At 46.5% G+C, this 15,766-nt stretch carries 17 protein-coding genes; 4 read left to right on the forward strand and 13 right to left on the reverse strand.

Features of this window, described 5'->3' with window-relative positions:
- Positions 1 to 9 precede the first annotated feature (9 nt).
- A complete protein-coding gene (gene fur / locus A28LD_RS07625; protein WP_007420502.1) occupies positions 10 to 477 on the forward strand; it encodes a ferric iron uptake transcriptional regulator in 468 nt (155 codons plus the stop codon).
- On the forward strand, positions 474 to 1,517 hold the full coding sequence (locus tag A28LD_RS07630) for a saccharopine dehydrogenase family protein (protein ID WP_007420503.1): 1,044 nt from the start codon (positions 474 to 476) through the stop codon (positions 1,515 to 1,517). Before fur ends, A28LD_RS07630 begins: the two co-directional genes overlap by 4 nt.
- Before the next feature lie 123 nt (positions 1,518 to 1,640).
- Here the strand turns inward: A28LD_RS07630 and glnS are convergent, their stop codons facing one another.
- The 11 genes from glnS to A28LD_RS07685 form a co-directional block, all read right to left on the reverse strand.
- A complete protein-coding gene (gene glnS, locus A28LD_RS07635; RefSeq protein WP_007420504.1) occupies positions 1,641 to 3,308 on the reverse strand; it encodes a glutamine--tRNA ligase in 1,668 nt (555 codons plus the stop codon).
- 115 nt (positions 3,309 to 3,423) lie between these two features.
- Positions 3,424 to 4,350 (reverse strand): biotin-dependent carboxyltransferase family protein, encoded by a 927-nt coding sequence (locus A28LD_RS07640; RefSeq protein WP_007420505.1) that lies wholly within the window; start codon positions 4,348 to 4,350, stop codon positions 3,424 to 3,426.
- Complete coding sequence (locus A28LD_RS07645) at positions 4,347 to 5,174, reverse strand: 5-oxoprolinase subunit B family protein (RefSeq protein ID WP_007420506.1); 828 nt, start codon at positions 5,172 to 5,174, stop codon at positions 4,347 to 4,349. Before A28LD_RS07645 ends, A28LD_RS07640 begins: the two co-directional genes overlap by 4 nt.
- Positions 5,171 to 5,920 carry a 5-oxoprolinase subunit PxpA gene (locus A28LD_RS07650; protein WP_007420507.1) on the reverse strand — a complete coding sequence of 250 codons (750 nt, stop codon included), beginning with the start codon at positions 5,918 to 5,920 and terminating at the stop codon, positions 5,171 to 5,173. The genes A28LD_RS07645 and A28LD_RS07650 overlap by 4 nt, the downstream gene beginning before the upstream one ends.
- Positions 5,910 to 6,311 (reverse strand): hypothetical protein, encoded by a 402-nt coding sequence (locus tag A28LD_RS07655; protein WP_007420508.1) that lies wholly within the window; start codon positions 6,309 to 6,311, stop codon positions 5,910 to 5,912. The genes A28LD_RS07650 and A28LD_RS07655 overlap by 11 nt, the downstream gene beginning before the upstream one ends.
- Positions 6,312 to 6,523: 212 nt before the next feature.
- Complete coding sequence (locus tag A28LD_RS07660) at positions 6,524 to 7,462, reverse strand: alpha/beta fold hydrolase (RefSeq protein WP_007420509.1); 939 nt, start codon at positions 7,460 to 7,462, stop codon at positions 6,524 to 6,526.
- A gap of 72 nt (positions 7,463 to 7,534) precedes the next feature.
- Positions 7,535 to 8,335: a PhzF family phenazine biosynthesis protein gene (locus A28LD_RS07665; protein WP_007420510.1), complete on the reverse strand. Its 801-nt coding sequence runs from the start codon at positions 8,333 to 8,335 to the stop codon at positions 7,535 to 7,537.
- Between the two features lie 24 nt (positions 8,336 to 8,359).
- A complete protein-coding gene (locus tag A28LD_RS07670; RefSeq protein WP_007420511.1) occupies positions 8,360 to 9,112 on the reverse strand; it encodes an SDR family oxidoreductase in 753 nt (250 codons plus the stop codon).
- 44 nt (positions 9,113 to 9,156) lie between these two features.
- Complete coding sequence (locus tag A28LD_RS07675; RefSeq protein WP_007420512.1) at positions 9,157 to 9,849, reverse strand: histidine phosphatase family protein; 693 nt, start codon at positions 9,847 to 9,849, stop codon at positions 9,157 to 9,159.
- A gap of 1 nt (position 9,850) precedes the next feature.
- Positions 9,851 to 10,924, reverse strand: a complete 1,074-nt coding sequence (locus A28LD_RS07680; RefSeq protein ID WP_007420513.1) for a phosphotransferase family protein — start codon at positions 10,922 to 10,924, stop codon at positions 9,851 to 9,853.
- The gene (locus A28LD_RS07685; protein WP_007420514.1) at positions 10,921 to 12,150 is read right to left on the reverse strand and encodes an acyl-CoA dehydrogenase family protein; all 1,230 of its coding nucleotides are present in this window, start codon (positions 12,148 to 12,150) and stop codon (positions 10,921 to 10,923) included. The genes A28LD_RS07680 and A28LD_RS07685 overlap by 4 nt, the downstream gene beginning before the upstream one ends.
- Before the next feature lie 80 nt (positions 12,151 to 12,230).
- Between A28LD_RS07685 and A28LD_RS07690 the strand changes: the two genes are divergently transcribed.
- A complete protein-coding gene (locus A28LD_RS07690) occupies positions 12,231 to 13,151 on the forward strand; it encodes a LysR family transcriptional regulator (protein ID WP_007420515.1) in 921 nt (306 codons plus the stop codon).
- Between the two features lie 80 nt (positions 13,152 to 13,231).
- Positions 13,232 to 13,531 (forward strand): hypothetical protein, encoded by a 300-nt coding sequence (locus A28LD_RS07695; RefSeq protein ID WP_040487145.1) that lies wholly within the window; start codon positions 13,232 to 13,234, stop codon positions 13,529 to 13,531.
- 101 nt (positions 13,532 to 13,632) lie between these two features.
- Here the strand turns inward: A28LD_RS07695 and sucD are convergent, their stop codons facing one another.
- Both sucD and sucC read right to left on the reverse strand, forming a co-directional pair.
- A complete protein-coding gene (gene sucD / locus A28LD_RS07700) occupies positions 13,633 to 14,505 on the reverse strand; it encodes a succinate--CoA ligase subunit alpha (protein WP_007420516.1) in 873 nt (290 codons plus the stop codon).
- Positions 14,505 to 15,674 carry an ADP-forming succinate--CoA ligase subunit beta gene (gene sucC / locus A28LD_RS07705; RefSeq protein ID WP_007420517.1) on the reverse strand — a complete coding sequence of 390 codons (1,170 nt, stop codon included), beginning with the start codon at positions 15,672 to 15,674 and terminating at the stop codon, positions 14,505 to 14,507. The genes sucD and sucC overlap by 1 nt, the downstream gene beginning before the upstream one ends.
- Positions 15,675 to 15,766: the final 92 nt, after the last annotated feature.

A 15,766-nucleotide genomic window follows, 5' to 3' on the forward strand; every position in this document is an offset into this window, starting at 1 on the left:
GGAACTGAAATGAGCAATGCTGATGTTCAACTGAAAAAAGCCGGTTTAAAGGTAACATCGCCACGAATTAAAATTCTAGATGTTATGAAAAACCCAGATCACCAGCATATCAGTGCCGAAGATGTGTATAAAATTTTACTTGAGCAAGGCGATGAAGTAGGCCTTGCTACGGTTTATCGGGTGCTGAACCAATTTGATGATGCCGGTATTGTTACCCGCCATCACTTTGAAGGTGGCCGCTCGGTGTTTGAACTAAGCGCCAAAGCACACCACGATCATTTAGTTTGCCTTACATGTGGCCGCGTTATTGAGTTTGAAGACGATACTATCGAGCGCCGTCAGCTTTCAGTAGCGAAAGAACATGGCATTAAGCTTACCAATCACAGCCTATATCTCTACGGTGAATGCAAAAAACCAGATACCTGTGAGCACAACTCCGAAGATGCCAATCATCAACGAATCGAGTTATCACAATGAAATATATGATTTACGGCGCTACCGGTTATACCGGTGAATTGATCGCCAAAGAAGCGAGTGCACAAGGCCAAAAACCACTATTAGCTGGGCGTAACCCTGAAAAAGTGGCCGCTATGGCTAAAGAATTAGGTTTAGCCCACAAATCGTTTGCTTTAGAGAGCGTATCGCAAGTTGCTGCAGAGCTTGCCGATGTAGATTTAGTTATTCATTGTGCCGGGCCATTCGAGCTCACTGCAGAAATCATGATGAAAGCCTGCATTGAAAGCAAAACCCACTACCTAGATATTACCGGCGAACTTGATATTTTCGAACTTGCGTTCAGCTTTCATGAACAAGCAAAAGCTGCCGGTGTTGTGCTCTGCCCTGGTGTAGGTTTCGATGTTATACCCACCGATTGCGTTGCCGCACAGTTAAAGGCGAAAATGCCTGATGCTACGCATCTGCAATTAGGTTTTGATTCTCGCTCACGTATGAGCCGAGGCACTGCTAAAACCAGCGCGCGGCGCATTGGTGAAGGTGGCGCGGTTCGTAAAAATGGTAAAATCACCAATGTTCCTTTGGCATATAAATCGAAGAAAATCGATTTTGGTGGTGGCGAGAAACTGGCCATGACAATCCCTTGGGGCGATGTTTCCACCGCGTATCACAGTACCGGTATCGGTAATATTGAAGTATTTATTCCAGCAAGCCCAAAACTTGTGAGCCGCATGCGTAAAATGAATTGGCTGCGTTGGTTATTCCGTATGGAATTTATGAAAAACTGGTTGATGAAGAAAATTGATGCACAACCAGCTGGGCCGAAAGATGAAGAGCGTGCGAAATACTATACGTGGGTGTGGGGCGAAGCGCGCAATGCCAAGGGCGATGTTGAAACCATGCGCAAGCAGGTGTTGAACGGCTACACGTTAACCGCCAAAGGCGCAGTAACCATGGCCAACCATGTGCTTACCACTGAGCATGAAGGCGGCTTTAGCACCCCTTCTAAGCTTTATGGCGCTGATTTAGTTGAACAGTTTTTATATACACCTGAAGCTGAATAAATACATTTATTCAGCACAGCCATAACAACAAAAAGGGGCCTTTGGCCCCTTTTTCATTCTTACTTATTTTAGTGCTTATTTAAGTGCTTGTTTAAGTGCTTGTTTAAGTGCTTAAGTAAGCCACTAATCAGCGATTTTCGCCCAACTATCGCGCAAATCAACGGTACGATTAAAAACTAACTTTTCGGCGCTGGAATCTTTGCTATCTAAGCAAAAATACCCCATGCGCTCAAACTGGAAGCCCTGCTCCGGTTCGGCTTTTGCTAGTGAAGGCTCTACAAAGCCATTCATCACAATTAGCGAATCTGGATTTAGCGCTTCATCAAGTGTTTCCGCAGCACCCGGATTTGGAATGCTAAACAAGCGATCGTACAAGCGAATTTCAGCTGGAACACCATGCTCTGCCGATACCCAATGAATAACGCCTTTTACTTTACGACCATCAGCAGGATCTACACCCAGAGTTTCAGGATCGTAACTACAGAAGATAGTTGTTATTTCACCATTCGCATCTTTTTCTACACGCTCAGCTTTAATCACATAAGCATTACGCAAGCGTACTTCTTTTCCTAACACCAAGCGCTTAAATTTCTTATTCGCTTCTTCGCGGAAATCTTCACGCTCAATATACAGCTCACGAGTAAATGGAACATCGCGCGTACCCATCGCATCATTATTCGGGTGATTTGGCGATTGCAGCGTTTCCGTACTGCCTTCAGCAAAGTTCTCAATCACTACTTTTACCGGATCTAAAACGGCTAACGAGCGCGGTGCATTTTCGTTTAAATCATCACGAATACACGATTCTAAAATACCCATCTCAACCATGTTATCCATTTTGGTAACACCAATGCGATGCGCAAACTCACGAATAGAGCCCGGCGTATAGCCACGGCGGCGTAAGCCGGCAATCGTAGGCATACGCGGGTCGTCCCAGCCACTCACGTAGTTATCGGTAACCAACAAGTTGAGCTTACGCTTACTCATTACCGTGTATTCCAAATTTAATCGCGAAAACTCAATCTGCTGCGGGTGACAAGGAATGCTGATGTTATCGAGTACCCAATCATACAAACGGCGGTTATCTTGGAACTCTAAGGTGCAAAGCGAATGGGTAATGCCTTCAAGGGCATCCGAAATACAGTGGGTAAAATCGTACATCGGGTAAACACACCATTTATCAGCGGTTTGGTGATGGTGTACATGACGAATACGATAAATAATTGGGTCGCGCATACACATAAACGGCGATGCCATATCAATTTTAGCCCTTAGTGAACAATGGCCTTCTGGATATTCACCGGCTGTCATTTTGGCAAATTCCGCTAGGTTTTCCGCCACCGAAGTATCACGGTATGGGCTGTTTTTACCCGGTTCTTTTAACGTGCCACGCAGTTCACGAATAACTTCCTGCGGTGAGAAATCAACATAGGCCAAGCCCTTTTCGATAAGCTCAACAGCAAAACCATGCAAGGCATCGAAATAATCTGAAGAATACCGTTCTTTCCCTTCCCACTCGTAACCTAACCAACGCACATCAGCTTTGATCGCACTCACATATTCCATGCTTTCTTTTAGCGGATTGGTATCATCGAAGCGCAAATTACAGGTACCTTGATAATCACCAGCAATACCGAAGTTTAAAACTATCGATTTAGCATGGCCAATATGCAGATAACCATTAGGCTCTGGCGGAAACCGAGTATGCACCATTGTATGCTTACCCGATGCCAAATCTTGATCGATGATCTTACGAATAAAATTGGTTGAGCGAGAGGCGCTTTCGGCCATTCAGGTATACTCCAAAAATCTATTGTGCTGAAATTGTGCATTGCCTACTAAGGCGCTCACGAAAAAGCGCTGGCAAGGCATCATAAAACGCTATGATCGCAATATTATGCGCAGCTTACAAGCCGAAAAAACGAAGATATCGGCGCATTTGCTGCTGGCCCTCGGCAAGGCTCATAGGTTGAAAGCGAATTTTCGCCCCAGGCGTGCACTGCGCTAAGCGAAAACCATCGAGTGGAAGAATATTACCAAGCTTTGGATAGCCGCCAAGGGTTTGCCGATCTTCCAACATAATAATCGGTTGGCCATTTGCCGGAACCTGCACTGCACCATAGCTAACCCCCTCAGAAAGAAAGCTTTGCGCTGGGGTTTTAACTTCAGGCCCCTCTAATCGAGCACCCATGCGATTGCTATTTTGGCTCAAAGTAAATTCACTATGCCAAACCGTTTGCCACGCTTCTTTACCGAATTCGTGTTGTTGATAACCAGGTATCAAGTGCAACACTAATTCTTGGCTGATTTCCGGTAAATATTGCATCGGTATTTCGCGGCTCAGGGTTTCTTCTTGCAAATGCCCACAAGGCAGTTCATCGCCGGCTTTTAACGCCGAACCTTTGCCACCCACCCCACCGAGATGATCGCGCTGCACGCTAGAACGGCTGCCCAATACTAGTTTAGTTTGAAAGCCGCCACTCACTGCAATATAGGCACGAAAACCGTAGCGTGGTGTAGCGAATTTTAAACGATCCCCTTGTCGCACCCAAAAGCTACGCCAAGGTGGTTGTGGCTCACCGTTTACAGTAAGGTTTAAATCACCCCCAGTAACTGCCACCATGGTTTGGGTCCGCGATTCAAGTTCGAGGCCACCCGCAGTTACTTCAATTACTGCAGCATCGGGATGATTATCGAGCAAACGATTTGCCCAGCTTGCAGATTTAGCATCTAAAGGGCCACCACGAGTTACGCCAAGGTGCTGGTAACGCAGCCGCCCGGTATCTTGCAGCAGGCTTAAAATTCCGCCCTTAATTACTCGAAAGCCGGTCATGCTGAACCTCCCTGCTCTGCTTCATATTGCAACCTAGCCTTTTCATATTCGGTTTTCGACATTGGTTTGAAGCGAATACGATCCCCAACCTGCACAGGCGTTAGTGGCAGTGTTTTCTTTGCTGTGGAAGCAGCTTCAGCACTACCTTCAGGGTTAAACCAAACAAAGGGGCTAAAGCCTAATATGTTCCATCCACCGGGTGATTCTTGCGGATAAACAGCAGTTTGCCCCTCAGCAATACCTACGCTGCCCGCTGCAATGCCTTTCCGCGGATTCGCTAACCGTGGAAGTTGAATACGCTCATCAAGGGCGCCCAAATAAGCAAAGCCAGGCGCAAACCCTAGCGCATACACTTGATAATCGCGGCCACTATGAATGGCTATCACTTCATCGCGCGTTAACCCGGATATTTCACAAATTTTTGCCATATCATTTTCGGCCGCGCTATCGCTTTCTTCGTAATAGTAAACCGGAACCTCTACCAATTTACCCGGTGCTTCTGCATCAGCCGACCAAGGGCTGCATAGCCAAGGTGTGTTTTCGGCAATAGTATCGAGCGCTTGTTCTAAATCATAAGTACGCACAGCTCTTGGCTCGTAATACACCAATAGGCTGGCATACGAAGGTACTACTTCGTAAACCACTTCACCAAGCTCGGCAATAATGGCAGCTCGAATACTCGCTAAAAACCCAGGCATACATGGGTCGAGTTTTTGCCCAAACTGCATTAACAATGCATCAATGCCGGCATTCACAAAAGTGGGCTGCGGACGCTTCGGCGCTTGCTCGCTTTCCGAACTTATTGGTTGCGTTGCATTATTCATGAAAATTCCTTACTTGCACGAATAGCTTGCACTGCGGCAAGCGCTTCTGGTGTATCACCATGCACACAGAGCGTATCAACATCTAATTGTATTACCTTACCGGCAAGGCTAGTTACCGAGCCTGAGCGAGCTAATTGCAGCGCCTGGCTAAGCATAGCCGTTGCATCATGAATTACCGCTCCTGGTTCACTACGAGGCACTAGTGCCCCACTATCGGTGTAAGCACGATCAGCGAAAGCTTCAAACCAAAGTTTAACGCCAAATTTTGCGGCTAATGCTTGCCAATGTTCAACGTTCTCTTGCGCCAATATTACCAGAGGCAAACTGCTATCAAACGCTTGAACAGCTCGCAAAATAGCCTTAAAGGTGGCATCGTTTTGCAACATATCGTGGTACAGCGCACCGTGTGGTTTTACATAAGCAATTTTGCTGTTTTCCGCTCGGCAAAAACCATCAAGAGCGGCTATTTGATAAAGCACCGTAGCTTCTACTTCCGCAGGGCTCAACGCCATTGAACGGCGGCCAAACCCAAGCAAATCAGGATATGCCGGGTGGGCTCCTACTCTCACCTTGTGTTTTGCAGCCATAGCTACCGTTTTCTGCATAATAAGCGGATCGCCAGCGTGAAACCCACAGGCTATATTTGCGCAATCAATGAACGGCATTATTTCGGCATCATTACCCATGCGCCAAGGCCCAAGGCCCTCGCCAAGATCACAATTGAGGAGTATTCGTTTACTTGCCATCGCTCTTATTGCCTTTTTGATATTTCTCAGAAAAGCGCACTTGCATCAAGAAGAAAGTATAAATACCAATACCTAAGGCAGCTATCCACATGGTGGGCCACCCCAGATACCAAAGCCGATGCTCAAAGAAAATCGCTATCGTGCCTACTAAACCGAAAGTGGTAAGTGCTGTAGCTGCATAAGTTCCATATACGGCGCCTTTTTGCACTGTATCTAGGCGCATTAAACCGGCAATAGTGCCCAAAATAATTCCCCAAGCAATTGGGTTAAACGCTTGGTACCAATTGAGGCCAGTGTTAGCAATCAAGCCCAATAAATCTTGTGGGTCTGATAATAATAAAATCAATCCAATCGGGGCGGTAACCAAAGCAATAATACGTTGTATGTTCATTTTTAATCCATACTGTTAAACCTAAGCATTGATAATGCCAGATACGCAATTAGAAACAAACCAGACCATGGTAGGGGGAGGCTGATTGATCTGCGAATTCGGCACCCAAAGCGGGAATTTTCGCGTTAACATCAGCCCTAAACTGAAAAGCGCCAACATCGTTCATATGTTGGCACTTTTTATTTTGCGGTTTTCTTTGTGCTAATGAACATTCATTGTACGCTTCGAAGAAACTCGAAAATACGCTGATTCACCAATTCAGCCCGTTCTAAATGCGGCGTATGCCCTGCACCTTCAACGGTTAAGAAATCAACCACGTTAGCATCAGCCAACACACCTTCCGAGTAACTGTAAGGCACAACCGCATCTTGTGTTCCCCAAATTAATTGGATTGGTTGGTTATTTTCCCGGGTTTGCCGATAATATTGCGGGTGGTTTTCGGTAGTAAACGCATAAAACGAGGAAGTTAACGCTTGCGTGAATCCTCGAAACGTAAGCTGCGCACTGTAAGCCTTTTTCATCGCTTCGGAATCTTGTGCAAGCAGGTATGGCGCTTCGAAGCTTTGTTGAATAGTAGGCACATAAAACCCAGAAAGCATGTAATAGCCAATTCGTTCAGGCATCGGCGGCGGCTGTAACGGCTGATGCAGCGGTGCAATCAAAATGTTTGCCGCTACTCGTTCCGGGTGGTTTGCTGCAGTACGCATCACTATCGCCCCGCCCATGGAAAGCCCAGCTAACACCACCGGCTGCTGAATATCTAAAGCATCTAAGAGCTCAACCAGCTGCGCTTCAAACACTTGGCCGTTGTATTGCACACGAGGCCTATCAGAGTATCCGCGGCCAAGAAGGTCGTAACGCAATACGCGGTAGCCGGCATCGCGCAACGCGCGATATGTACCGCCCCAAACTTCCATAGGGATACTAAAACCATGAACCAATACAACCACTGGCCCATCTGCAGGGCCACTTAATTCATAGTGAGTAAAACCTGAGCTCAGCTCTACAAATTGCCCTGGTGCCTCTGCACGAGTTTCTGGGTTTAAGCGTTTTGATTCTACAAAATTCTGCTGATGGGAAATAAATACATAGCCTAATATCGCCAGTAACAGCACTACCAATGCAATACCGAACCACTTCAAAACTCTCATTATTCATTCCTTTAATGTAAGGCTCTAGTGGCCTAAACGCGAATACTTGGCAATCCATTTCAATACTAGAAACTAACTGATAGTAATCATACCTTGCATATAATCAGCAGCTTGGCCTGTTAGCACAACGCGGCCACTACCCTCTGCATTGGCAATAACCTCACAACGAACAATGCCGCCTCGCGTTGATAGTTGTGCCGCAACGAGTTTCTCTTTACCCAACTTTTGCGCCCAAAATGGAGCGAGCTCACAATGCGCGGAACCAGTTACCGGATCTTCGTTCACTCGAAGCTTTGGAAAAAAGCAACGGCTCACAAAATCGTGAGTATCACCCGGCGCAGTTACTAATACACCGCGGCCGTCGAGCTGCGCTAAAAGCGTGAAATCAGGCTTTAGGGCCGCTACTTCTGCTTCAGAATCAAGCTCTACAACGTAATCATAAGCTGCGAACACTTTTGCACTCTCTAGGCCCAACCCACTAAGTAAAGCCTCTGGAATACTGCTTACAGGCTCAGGCATTGAAGCAGGAAAGTTCATACTCAAACCATATTCGCTTTGTTGCACACGCAATTCGCCGCTACGGGTGCGGAATACTAATTCAGGCTTGTTGTAATTCAAGTGTTTAAACAATACATGTGCGGTAGCTAAGGTAGCGTGGCCACACAAATCCACTTCTGCTTCAGGTGTGAACCAGCGCAAATGAAAAGCAGCGCCTTCAGCTATGAAGAACGCTGTTTCTGAAAGGTTATTTTCTTCGGCTATTTTCTGTAGCAAGGAATCTTCCGGCCAACCACCAAGCGGACAAACCGCGGCAGGATTTCCACCAAATACGTGGTCGGTAAACGCATCCACTTGGTATAGTTTTACTTCCATAATATCCTCGCAAAAATCAACCTACTACCCCATTTTCATCACGATTCTTAAGGGTAAACGTTTAATTAAAAATGCTAACACATTCCATGGCCAGCCCGGGCAGTAAGCCGTTTTCTTTTCTTTTTCAATTGCTTGAACCATAGATTTAACACCGGGCACAGTATCGCACATAAATGGCGTATTTTTTACTTTCTCATTTATTTCCGAGCGAATAAAGCCGGGCATAATGCAGCTTACTGCAATGGGTGTGCCGCTGCGTAACATATCAGCGCGAATACCTTCGGTTAAGTTTACTAACGCGGCTTTACTTGCTGCATAAGCACCAAGCGCTCGCGGCATTCCTCGTAGTGCACTTACCGAGGAGATGGTTACTAAATGGCCATTGTTTTGCGCGCGGAAAATTTCTAAAGCAGCTTCACACTGCGCCAATGCGGCAATAAAGTTGGTTTCTGCAGTTAGCTTATTATATTTGAATAAACCGGTGCCTAGGGAACCACCCTTGCCCATACCCGCATTTACAATCACGCGATCGAGGCCACCGAACTCATCTTTAAACTCATTAAACACCCGAAAAACTGCATCGTGATCATTCACATCGAGGGCTTTTAAACTTACTTTTACCTTTGGGTATTTTTCTGCGATTTCAGTTTTTAGCGCTTCCAAACGCTCTACTCGGCGCGCACAGAGCGCTAAATCATGGCCTTTAGCAGCAAATTGCCGCGCCATTTCTTCGCCTAGCCCAGAGCTAGCGCCAGTAATTAAAATACGTTTACGCATATTCTTCTTTTCCTAATGGTTTTATCGCTCCGCTCAAAGTAGCGTTAGCGATAACTTAATAAGTGTTTATAGCGACCTGTAACATGGTGATGCTCGTTTAAACTCAATAAACGCGGTGCTTGTTCCGGTTTATAAAGAAATCGGCTCACGCCCGAATTTACCAACCGTGCATTAATTTCCATCATTTGCGCCGATGGCATTCCCAAACTCCCCATAGTAGTCAGGGCGATGGGGCCACCTGAGGTAATAACCGCTATGCGTTTGTGTTCGGCTAATTCAGCTAAACTTTGCCATGCTAGCTCTACACGCGCTACGAAATGCTGCCAAGGCTCTTGATAATCCCCATCGTAGGCACCCGATTGCCAGCGTGATACTGCTTTCATAAACAGCGCTAAAACCTCTGTTTCACTGATATTCGGCTTGCCATCGCTGGCAAATAACGCCCGTAATTCTGGCGCATCGTGTGCTAGCGCTCGCATTACCGCGCGGTGATCAAACTCGTTCCATTGCGCCTGCTCCACCACTTCTAAAGGTTTCGTGTAACCTTGTAAAAATGCCTCAGCACTTTGCTTATGGCGCTTTAGGCCCCCACGCACCAATATATCGAAGCTTTCTTCTTGGTCATGCAGCATCGAACCTAAATGAGTAAGCTGCTCAAAGCCCAATGGTGAAAGCTGATCGTAATCAGCTGCTCCAAATGAAGCTTGGCCATGGCGAATTAAGGTAACTAACGCCATATTAACCTCGCTGCGCCCGCATTAATTTGCGGCAGCGACGGTGCAAATAATGCACTACGAACCAAAAGTTTTTAAATGCCGGGTTGCGAGTTTGTTTATGGTAATAACGATAATAAATTTGCTGAGCAATAACCGATAAACGAAACAAACCAAATACTTGGTAGAACGTCATATCAACCTTACCCAGCCCCATTTCCTCGCAGTAATAATCAATTACTTCATCACGGGTTAGCATACCTTTTAAATGCGAGGGTTGCCTGCGTGTAGCTTTCGCCACGCGATCATCATCGGCTTGCACCCAATAAGCTAGTAAGTTGCCAATTTCTACTAATGGATCACCAATAGTAGCTAGCTCCCAATCCAGCACCGCTAAAATCTCGGTTGGGTTTTCTGGGTTCAACACTAAATTATCAAAACGAAAATCATTATGAGTAACGCATAACACTTCTTGCTTCGGCTTATTCGCTTCTAGCCAGCGCATAATTTTTTTACCTGAAGGCACGTTCCACGTTTTTGCTTTACTATAGCGTTGGTTCCAGCCCGATACTTGGCGGTCAATATAACCTTCGCCTTTACCAATAGAATCGAGCCCGGCCTCAATGTAGTTTACTTTGTGTAACGCAATGAGTTGGTCGAGCATATTCGTGCAGAGCTTGCGCACCTGCGCCTCGCTCAGCTCTAACTCCCTCGGCATATTTTTACGCGGAATAATGCCCTCTACCCGCTCCATCACGTAAAAATCAGTGCCGATTAAGTTGCTATCTTCACAATAACCAACCATGTTTGGCACCACCGCATAATGCTTCTTAAGCATGAGCTGAATATCGTGCTCTCTTTGCATGTTATGCGCTGATTTCGCTTTCGTACCTGCTGGTGGGCGGCGGAGAATTAAATCAGCGTTGCTGTACGCCAACCGATACGTCCAGTTTGAAGCCCCACCCGGAAACTGGGTAAGTTCTGGCTCGCCCTTTATATCTGGGCGTTTAGCTTTAATCCAAGCATCTACCGCAACAACATCAAAAGCTTCCTGCTCTCTTACTGCAACGCCGGTATCGATTACTGAACTCTTACTCATGATTTATCCTGTCGATATTTCTTAAGTTCTTCACGCAACACCATCGCCTGATGCACCTCATCTGGCCCATCGGCTAAACGCAAAGCGCGCGCTACCGCGTAAAAAGCGGTGAGCATGTAATCATGGCTCAAGCCGCCGCCACCGTGTATTTGAATTGCATCATCAACCACATTTTGTAATACCGTTGGCACCACTGCTTTAATACCGGCTATCTCACTCGCTGCTGCGCGCACGCCTGCCGAATCAATTACTCCCGCAGTATACATGGTATAAAGCCGCGCTTGGTCGATTGCCATTCTGTGTTTCGCCACGCGTGTGCCATTATCACCGAGCTTCAGCAGCGGCTGGCCAAAGGCAACCCGGCTCATGCCACGGGTAATCATGAGCTCGAGCGAGCGTTCAGCCGCACCTAAAGCCCGCATGCAATGGTGTATGCGCCCGGGGCCTAACCGCCCTTGCGCAATCGCAAACCCAGCACCTAACTTACCTATTACATTACTTTTCGGCACCCGCACATTATTGAAGGTTACTTCGCCATGGCCATAGGGTGCATCGTAATCACCAAAAACACTCAGCATACGCTCAATGTTCACACCCTTAGCATCCAAAGGAACTAACACCATACTATGGCGTTGGTGGCGATCTCCATCAGGATCAGTTAACCCCATTACGATCGCTACCTTCGCTTTCGGATGGCCAAGGCCAGTTGTCCACCATTTACGCCCGGTAATCACCACTTCATCGCCATCAGCAACAATTCTAGTTTCCATATTAGTGGCGTCTGAAGAGGCTACTTGTGGCTCTGTCATAGCAAACACCGAACGAATTTCTCCGCGCAATAAAGGCGCAAGCCAAGTTTCTTTCTGTGCTTCCGTACCGAAATGGTAAAGCACTTCCATGTTTCCGGTATCCGGCGCATTACAATTAAATATCTCAGGCGCAATAATGCTTCGCCCCATTTCTTCCGCTAGCGGCGCATATTCGCTGGTAGAGAGCCCCGCGGCCAAATCTGCATCGGGCAAAAATAAATTCCATAAACCTTCCGCTTTTGCCTTCTCTTGCAAAGCTTCAATTTTCGAGGGAACCTGCCACTCACGCCAATTCGGGTGCCCATGCTTGCGAGTTAACTCGGCTAAAATTTCGGCTTCAACCGGATACACATGCGCTTTCATAAAAGCTTTTAAGCGGCTCAGATATTGCTGCGAGCGTTCTGATAATCCAAACATGGCAATTCTCCTAAAAATAAGTGGCTACATCCTACGAATTTTCTTAACATGAATGAAGTGAAAGTTATTAAAGGCCTAACATGAATCAAATTCACTCTAATTTACTCAGCAAGATAGATTTAAACCTATTGCGCGTTTTGGTGGCCATTCATCGTGAACGCCAACTCGCGCGCGCAGCAACAGAGCTCTCATTAACGCCTTCAGCTATTAGCCATGCGCTGAGGCGATTGCGCGATATCTTTGATGATGAATTATTTGTTCGCCGAGGCCGTTACTTGCAACCTACAGCCTTGTGCGAGAAGCTAGCACCAGAGCTAAATGAAGTGTTGGCGCGCATGCAGGGGCTTATCAGCCGAGGCGTAAACTTCAGCCCAGCCACTACTCAACGTATATTCCGCATCGGCATTCCAGAAGCTATTGAAGCGGAGCTTTATCCTCGTTTATTCCAACACTTACAAAATTTCGCACCCAATGCGAAATTTGAGAGCCTAGCAGTGCCACATTCACAGGTGGGCGATTATTTGTTAAATCGGCAAGCCGATGTGGTAATTGATGTGGCAATTACTGCGCGTGCGCCTGTGATGCAAAAACCGCTGTTAAAAGAACCGTTTGCAGTGCTAACTCGAGAGCATGATAAGCACCAACTCACACAAGAGCGTTACCTAACGAGCAAGCACATTGCCGTGTCTACCCGCTCTCGAGGCTCTGTTCTCGAAGATCTCCTATTAAAGGAACTAGGTATAGAACGCGATATACAAGCGCGAGTGCAAAGTTATCAAACTGCAGCACAACTGGTGAGCCAAACCGGTGCATTACTTACCCTACCCGAACGCATAGCCAAGCGCATGGTAACTCAGTATTCCTTGCGTTGTTGGCCCATGCCGATCGATGTACCAGCAACTCGCTTGCAACTCTACTGGCATTCAGCCTATCAGAACGATCCGGCACTGAGCTGGTTGTTGGCGAATCTAGAACTCGGCTTCCACAAACAAATCAGCTAAAACACATTTGGTTACATTTTTCGCTTTCAAAATGGCATCGTGAGGGCCACGAAGACGCCAGAGCCTTATCGCGGCAGTTAGTGGCTGAGATCGATCGAAGCGCACGCGCAAGTGAAGAGCTCGATAGTGATACCACAGCCATCGCTGATAGATTACACACATCTGCCAACATGGAGCGAATTGAGGTTACGCCTCTTTCTTTTGGCAAAACGCACTCGGCAATTTCTGCGGTTACCTTTGAAATGGACCGCACATTCAACCGTGGTGGTTTGTCGCGTATCAGAACCCAAGTCTGTGGCTTTGAAACAGGTTGTGTAAGCGTGCGGCCAGATTCGCGGCATTCAAGTTTGGTAGATATGCTTTCAGAACCAGGCAATTAATTAAATGCTAGTTCAACCAGCATAAAAAAACGCTTCCCGGGGGAAGCGTTTTTATTTGGTGCACCTTTTTTAAAAGGCATTGGCTTAGCAATAAATGCTAATTACCAACCTGTTTTCTCGCGTAATGCTTTGCCGATATCAGCAAGGCTACGAACAGTTTTCACACCTGCAGCTTCAAGCGCAGCAAATTTCTCATCAGCCGTACCTTTACCGCCAGAGATAATAGCACCGGCGTGGCCCATGCGCTTGCCTGGAGGAGCAGTTACGCCTGCAATGTAAGAAACAACTGGCTTAGTTACATTGTTTTTAATGTACTCAGCAGCTTCTTCTTCAGCAGTACCACCAATTTCACCAATCATCACGATTGCTTCAGTTGCTGGATCTTTTTCGAACATCTCAAGGATATCGATAAAGTTAGAGCCTGGAATTGGATCGCCACCAATACCAACACAGCTTGATTGGCCAAAACCTTCATCTGTAGTTTGCTTAACTGCTTCGTAAGTAAGGGTACCAGAACGTGAAACAATACCTACTTTACCTGGCTTGTGAATGTGGCCCGGCATGATACCGATTTTACATTCGCCTGGCGTGATAACACCTGGGCAGTTAGGGCCGATCATACGAACGCCCTTGTGCGTAAGGTATTCTTTCACGTAAAGCATATCAATTGTTGGGATACCTTCAGTAATACATACAATCAGTTCGATACCTGCATCAGCAGCTTCGATGATTGAATCTTTACAGAAAGGAGCTGGTACATAGATAACTGATGCAGTTGCACCCGTTTCAGCTACCGCTTCTTTTACCGTGTTAAATACAGGTAAACCTAAATGCGTTTGACCGCCTTTACCCGGAGTTACACCGCCAACCATTTTTGTTCCATACGCAATTGCTTGCTCAGAGTGGAACGTGCCTTGGCCGCCAGTGAAACCCTGACAGATTACTTTGGTGTCTTTATTAATCAGGATGCTCATTATTGACCTCCAGCTGCTGCAGCTACAACTTTCTGAGCTGCGTCAGATAAGCTGGTAGCAGCTTCAATGTTCAAACCGCTTTCCGCTAGCTTCTGTGTACCTAGCTCTGCATTGTTACCTTCTAGGCGAACAACAACTGGTACTTTCACGCCAACTTCTTCAACAGCACCAATGATACCTTCTGCGATCATATCGCAACGAACGATACCACCGAAGATGTTCACGAATACGGCTTTTACATTTTCATCAGATAAGATGATTTTGAACGCTTCAGAAACACGTTCTTTAGTAGCCCCGCCACCAACATCTAAGAAGTTAGCTGGCTCGCCACCGCTCAATTTCACGATATCCATGGTGCCCATTGCTAGACCAGCACCATTAACCATACAACCGATGTTGCCATCAAGTGCTACATAGTTAAGCTCGAATTTAGCTGCGTGTGCTTCGCGCGAATCTTCTTGCGAAGGATCGTGCATTTCTTTAATTTTTGGCTGACGGTAAATCGCGTTGCTATCGATGTTAATTTTGCCATCTAAACAGTGCAAATTGCCTTCTTCGGTGATTACCAACGGGTTAATTTCTAACAGTGCAAAATCGTACTGTTCGAACATTTTCGCTAGGCCCATGAAGATCTTAGTGAACTGCTTCACTTGCTCTGGGTTCAGGCCTAGTTGGAATGCTAAATCCCGGCCTTGGAAAGGCTGTGGGCCAACAGTCGGGTCGATAATTGCTTTTAGAATTTTCTCTGGAGTTTCTTCTGCAACCGTTTCAATTTCCACGCCGCCTTCAGTAGAGGCCATGAAAACAATTTTACGAGTTGCACGGTCAACCACAGCACCAAGATAAAGTTCTTTATCAATATCGGTAAGGCTTTCAACCAAGATTTTTGCAACCGGTTGGCCTTTGGCGTCTGTTTGATAAGTTACTAGGTTTTTGCCAACCCAGTTGTCTGCGAATGCGCGTACTTCATCTAGGGAAGAAACTAGCTTTACACCACCAGCTTTACCACGTCCACCTGCGTGAACCTGACATTTAACTACCCATTTATCGCCGCCAATTTTCTTGGCTGCTTCTACGGCTTCATCAGCAGTGTCTACCGCGTATCCTTCAGATACTGGTAATCCAAACTCTCTGAAAAGCTGTTTTGCTTGATACTCATGCAAATTCATTATGCTTATTCCGTTTGTTCATTCAAAACGAAAGCAGCCGAGGCTGCTTACCCGAATTTTCGCGCGAGAGTATACATTTTTCCCGCTCAAAA

The sequence above is a fragment of the Idiomarina sp. A28L genome (genome assembly GCF_000218785.1).
Lineage (GTDB): Bacteria > Pseudomonadota > Gammaproteobacteria > Enterobacterales > Alteromonadaceae > Aliidiomarina.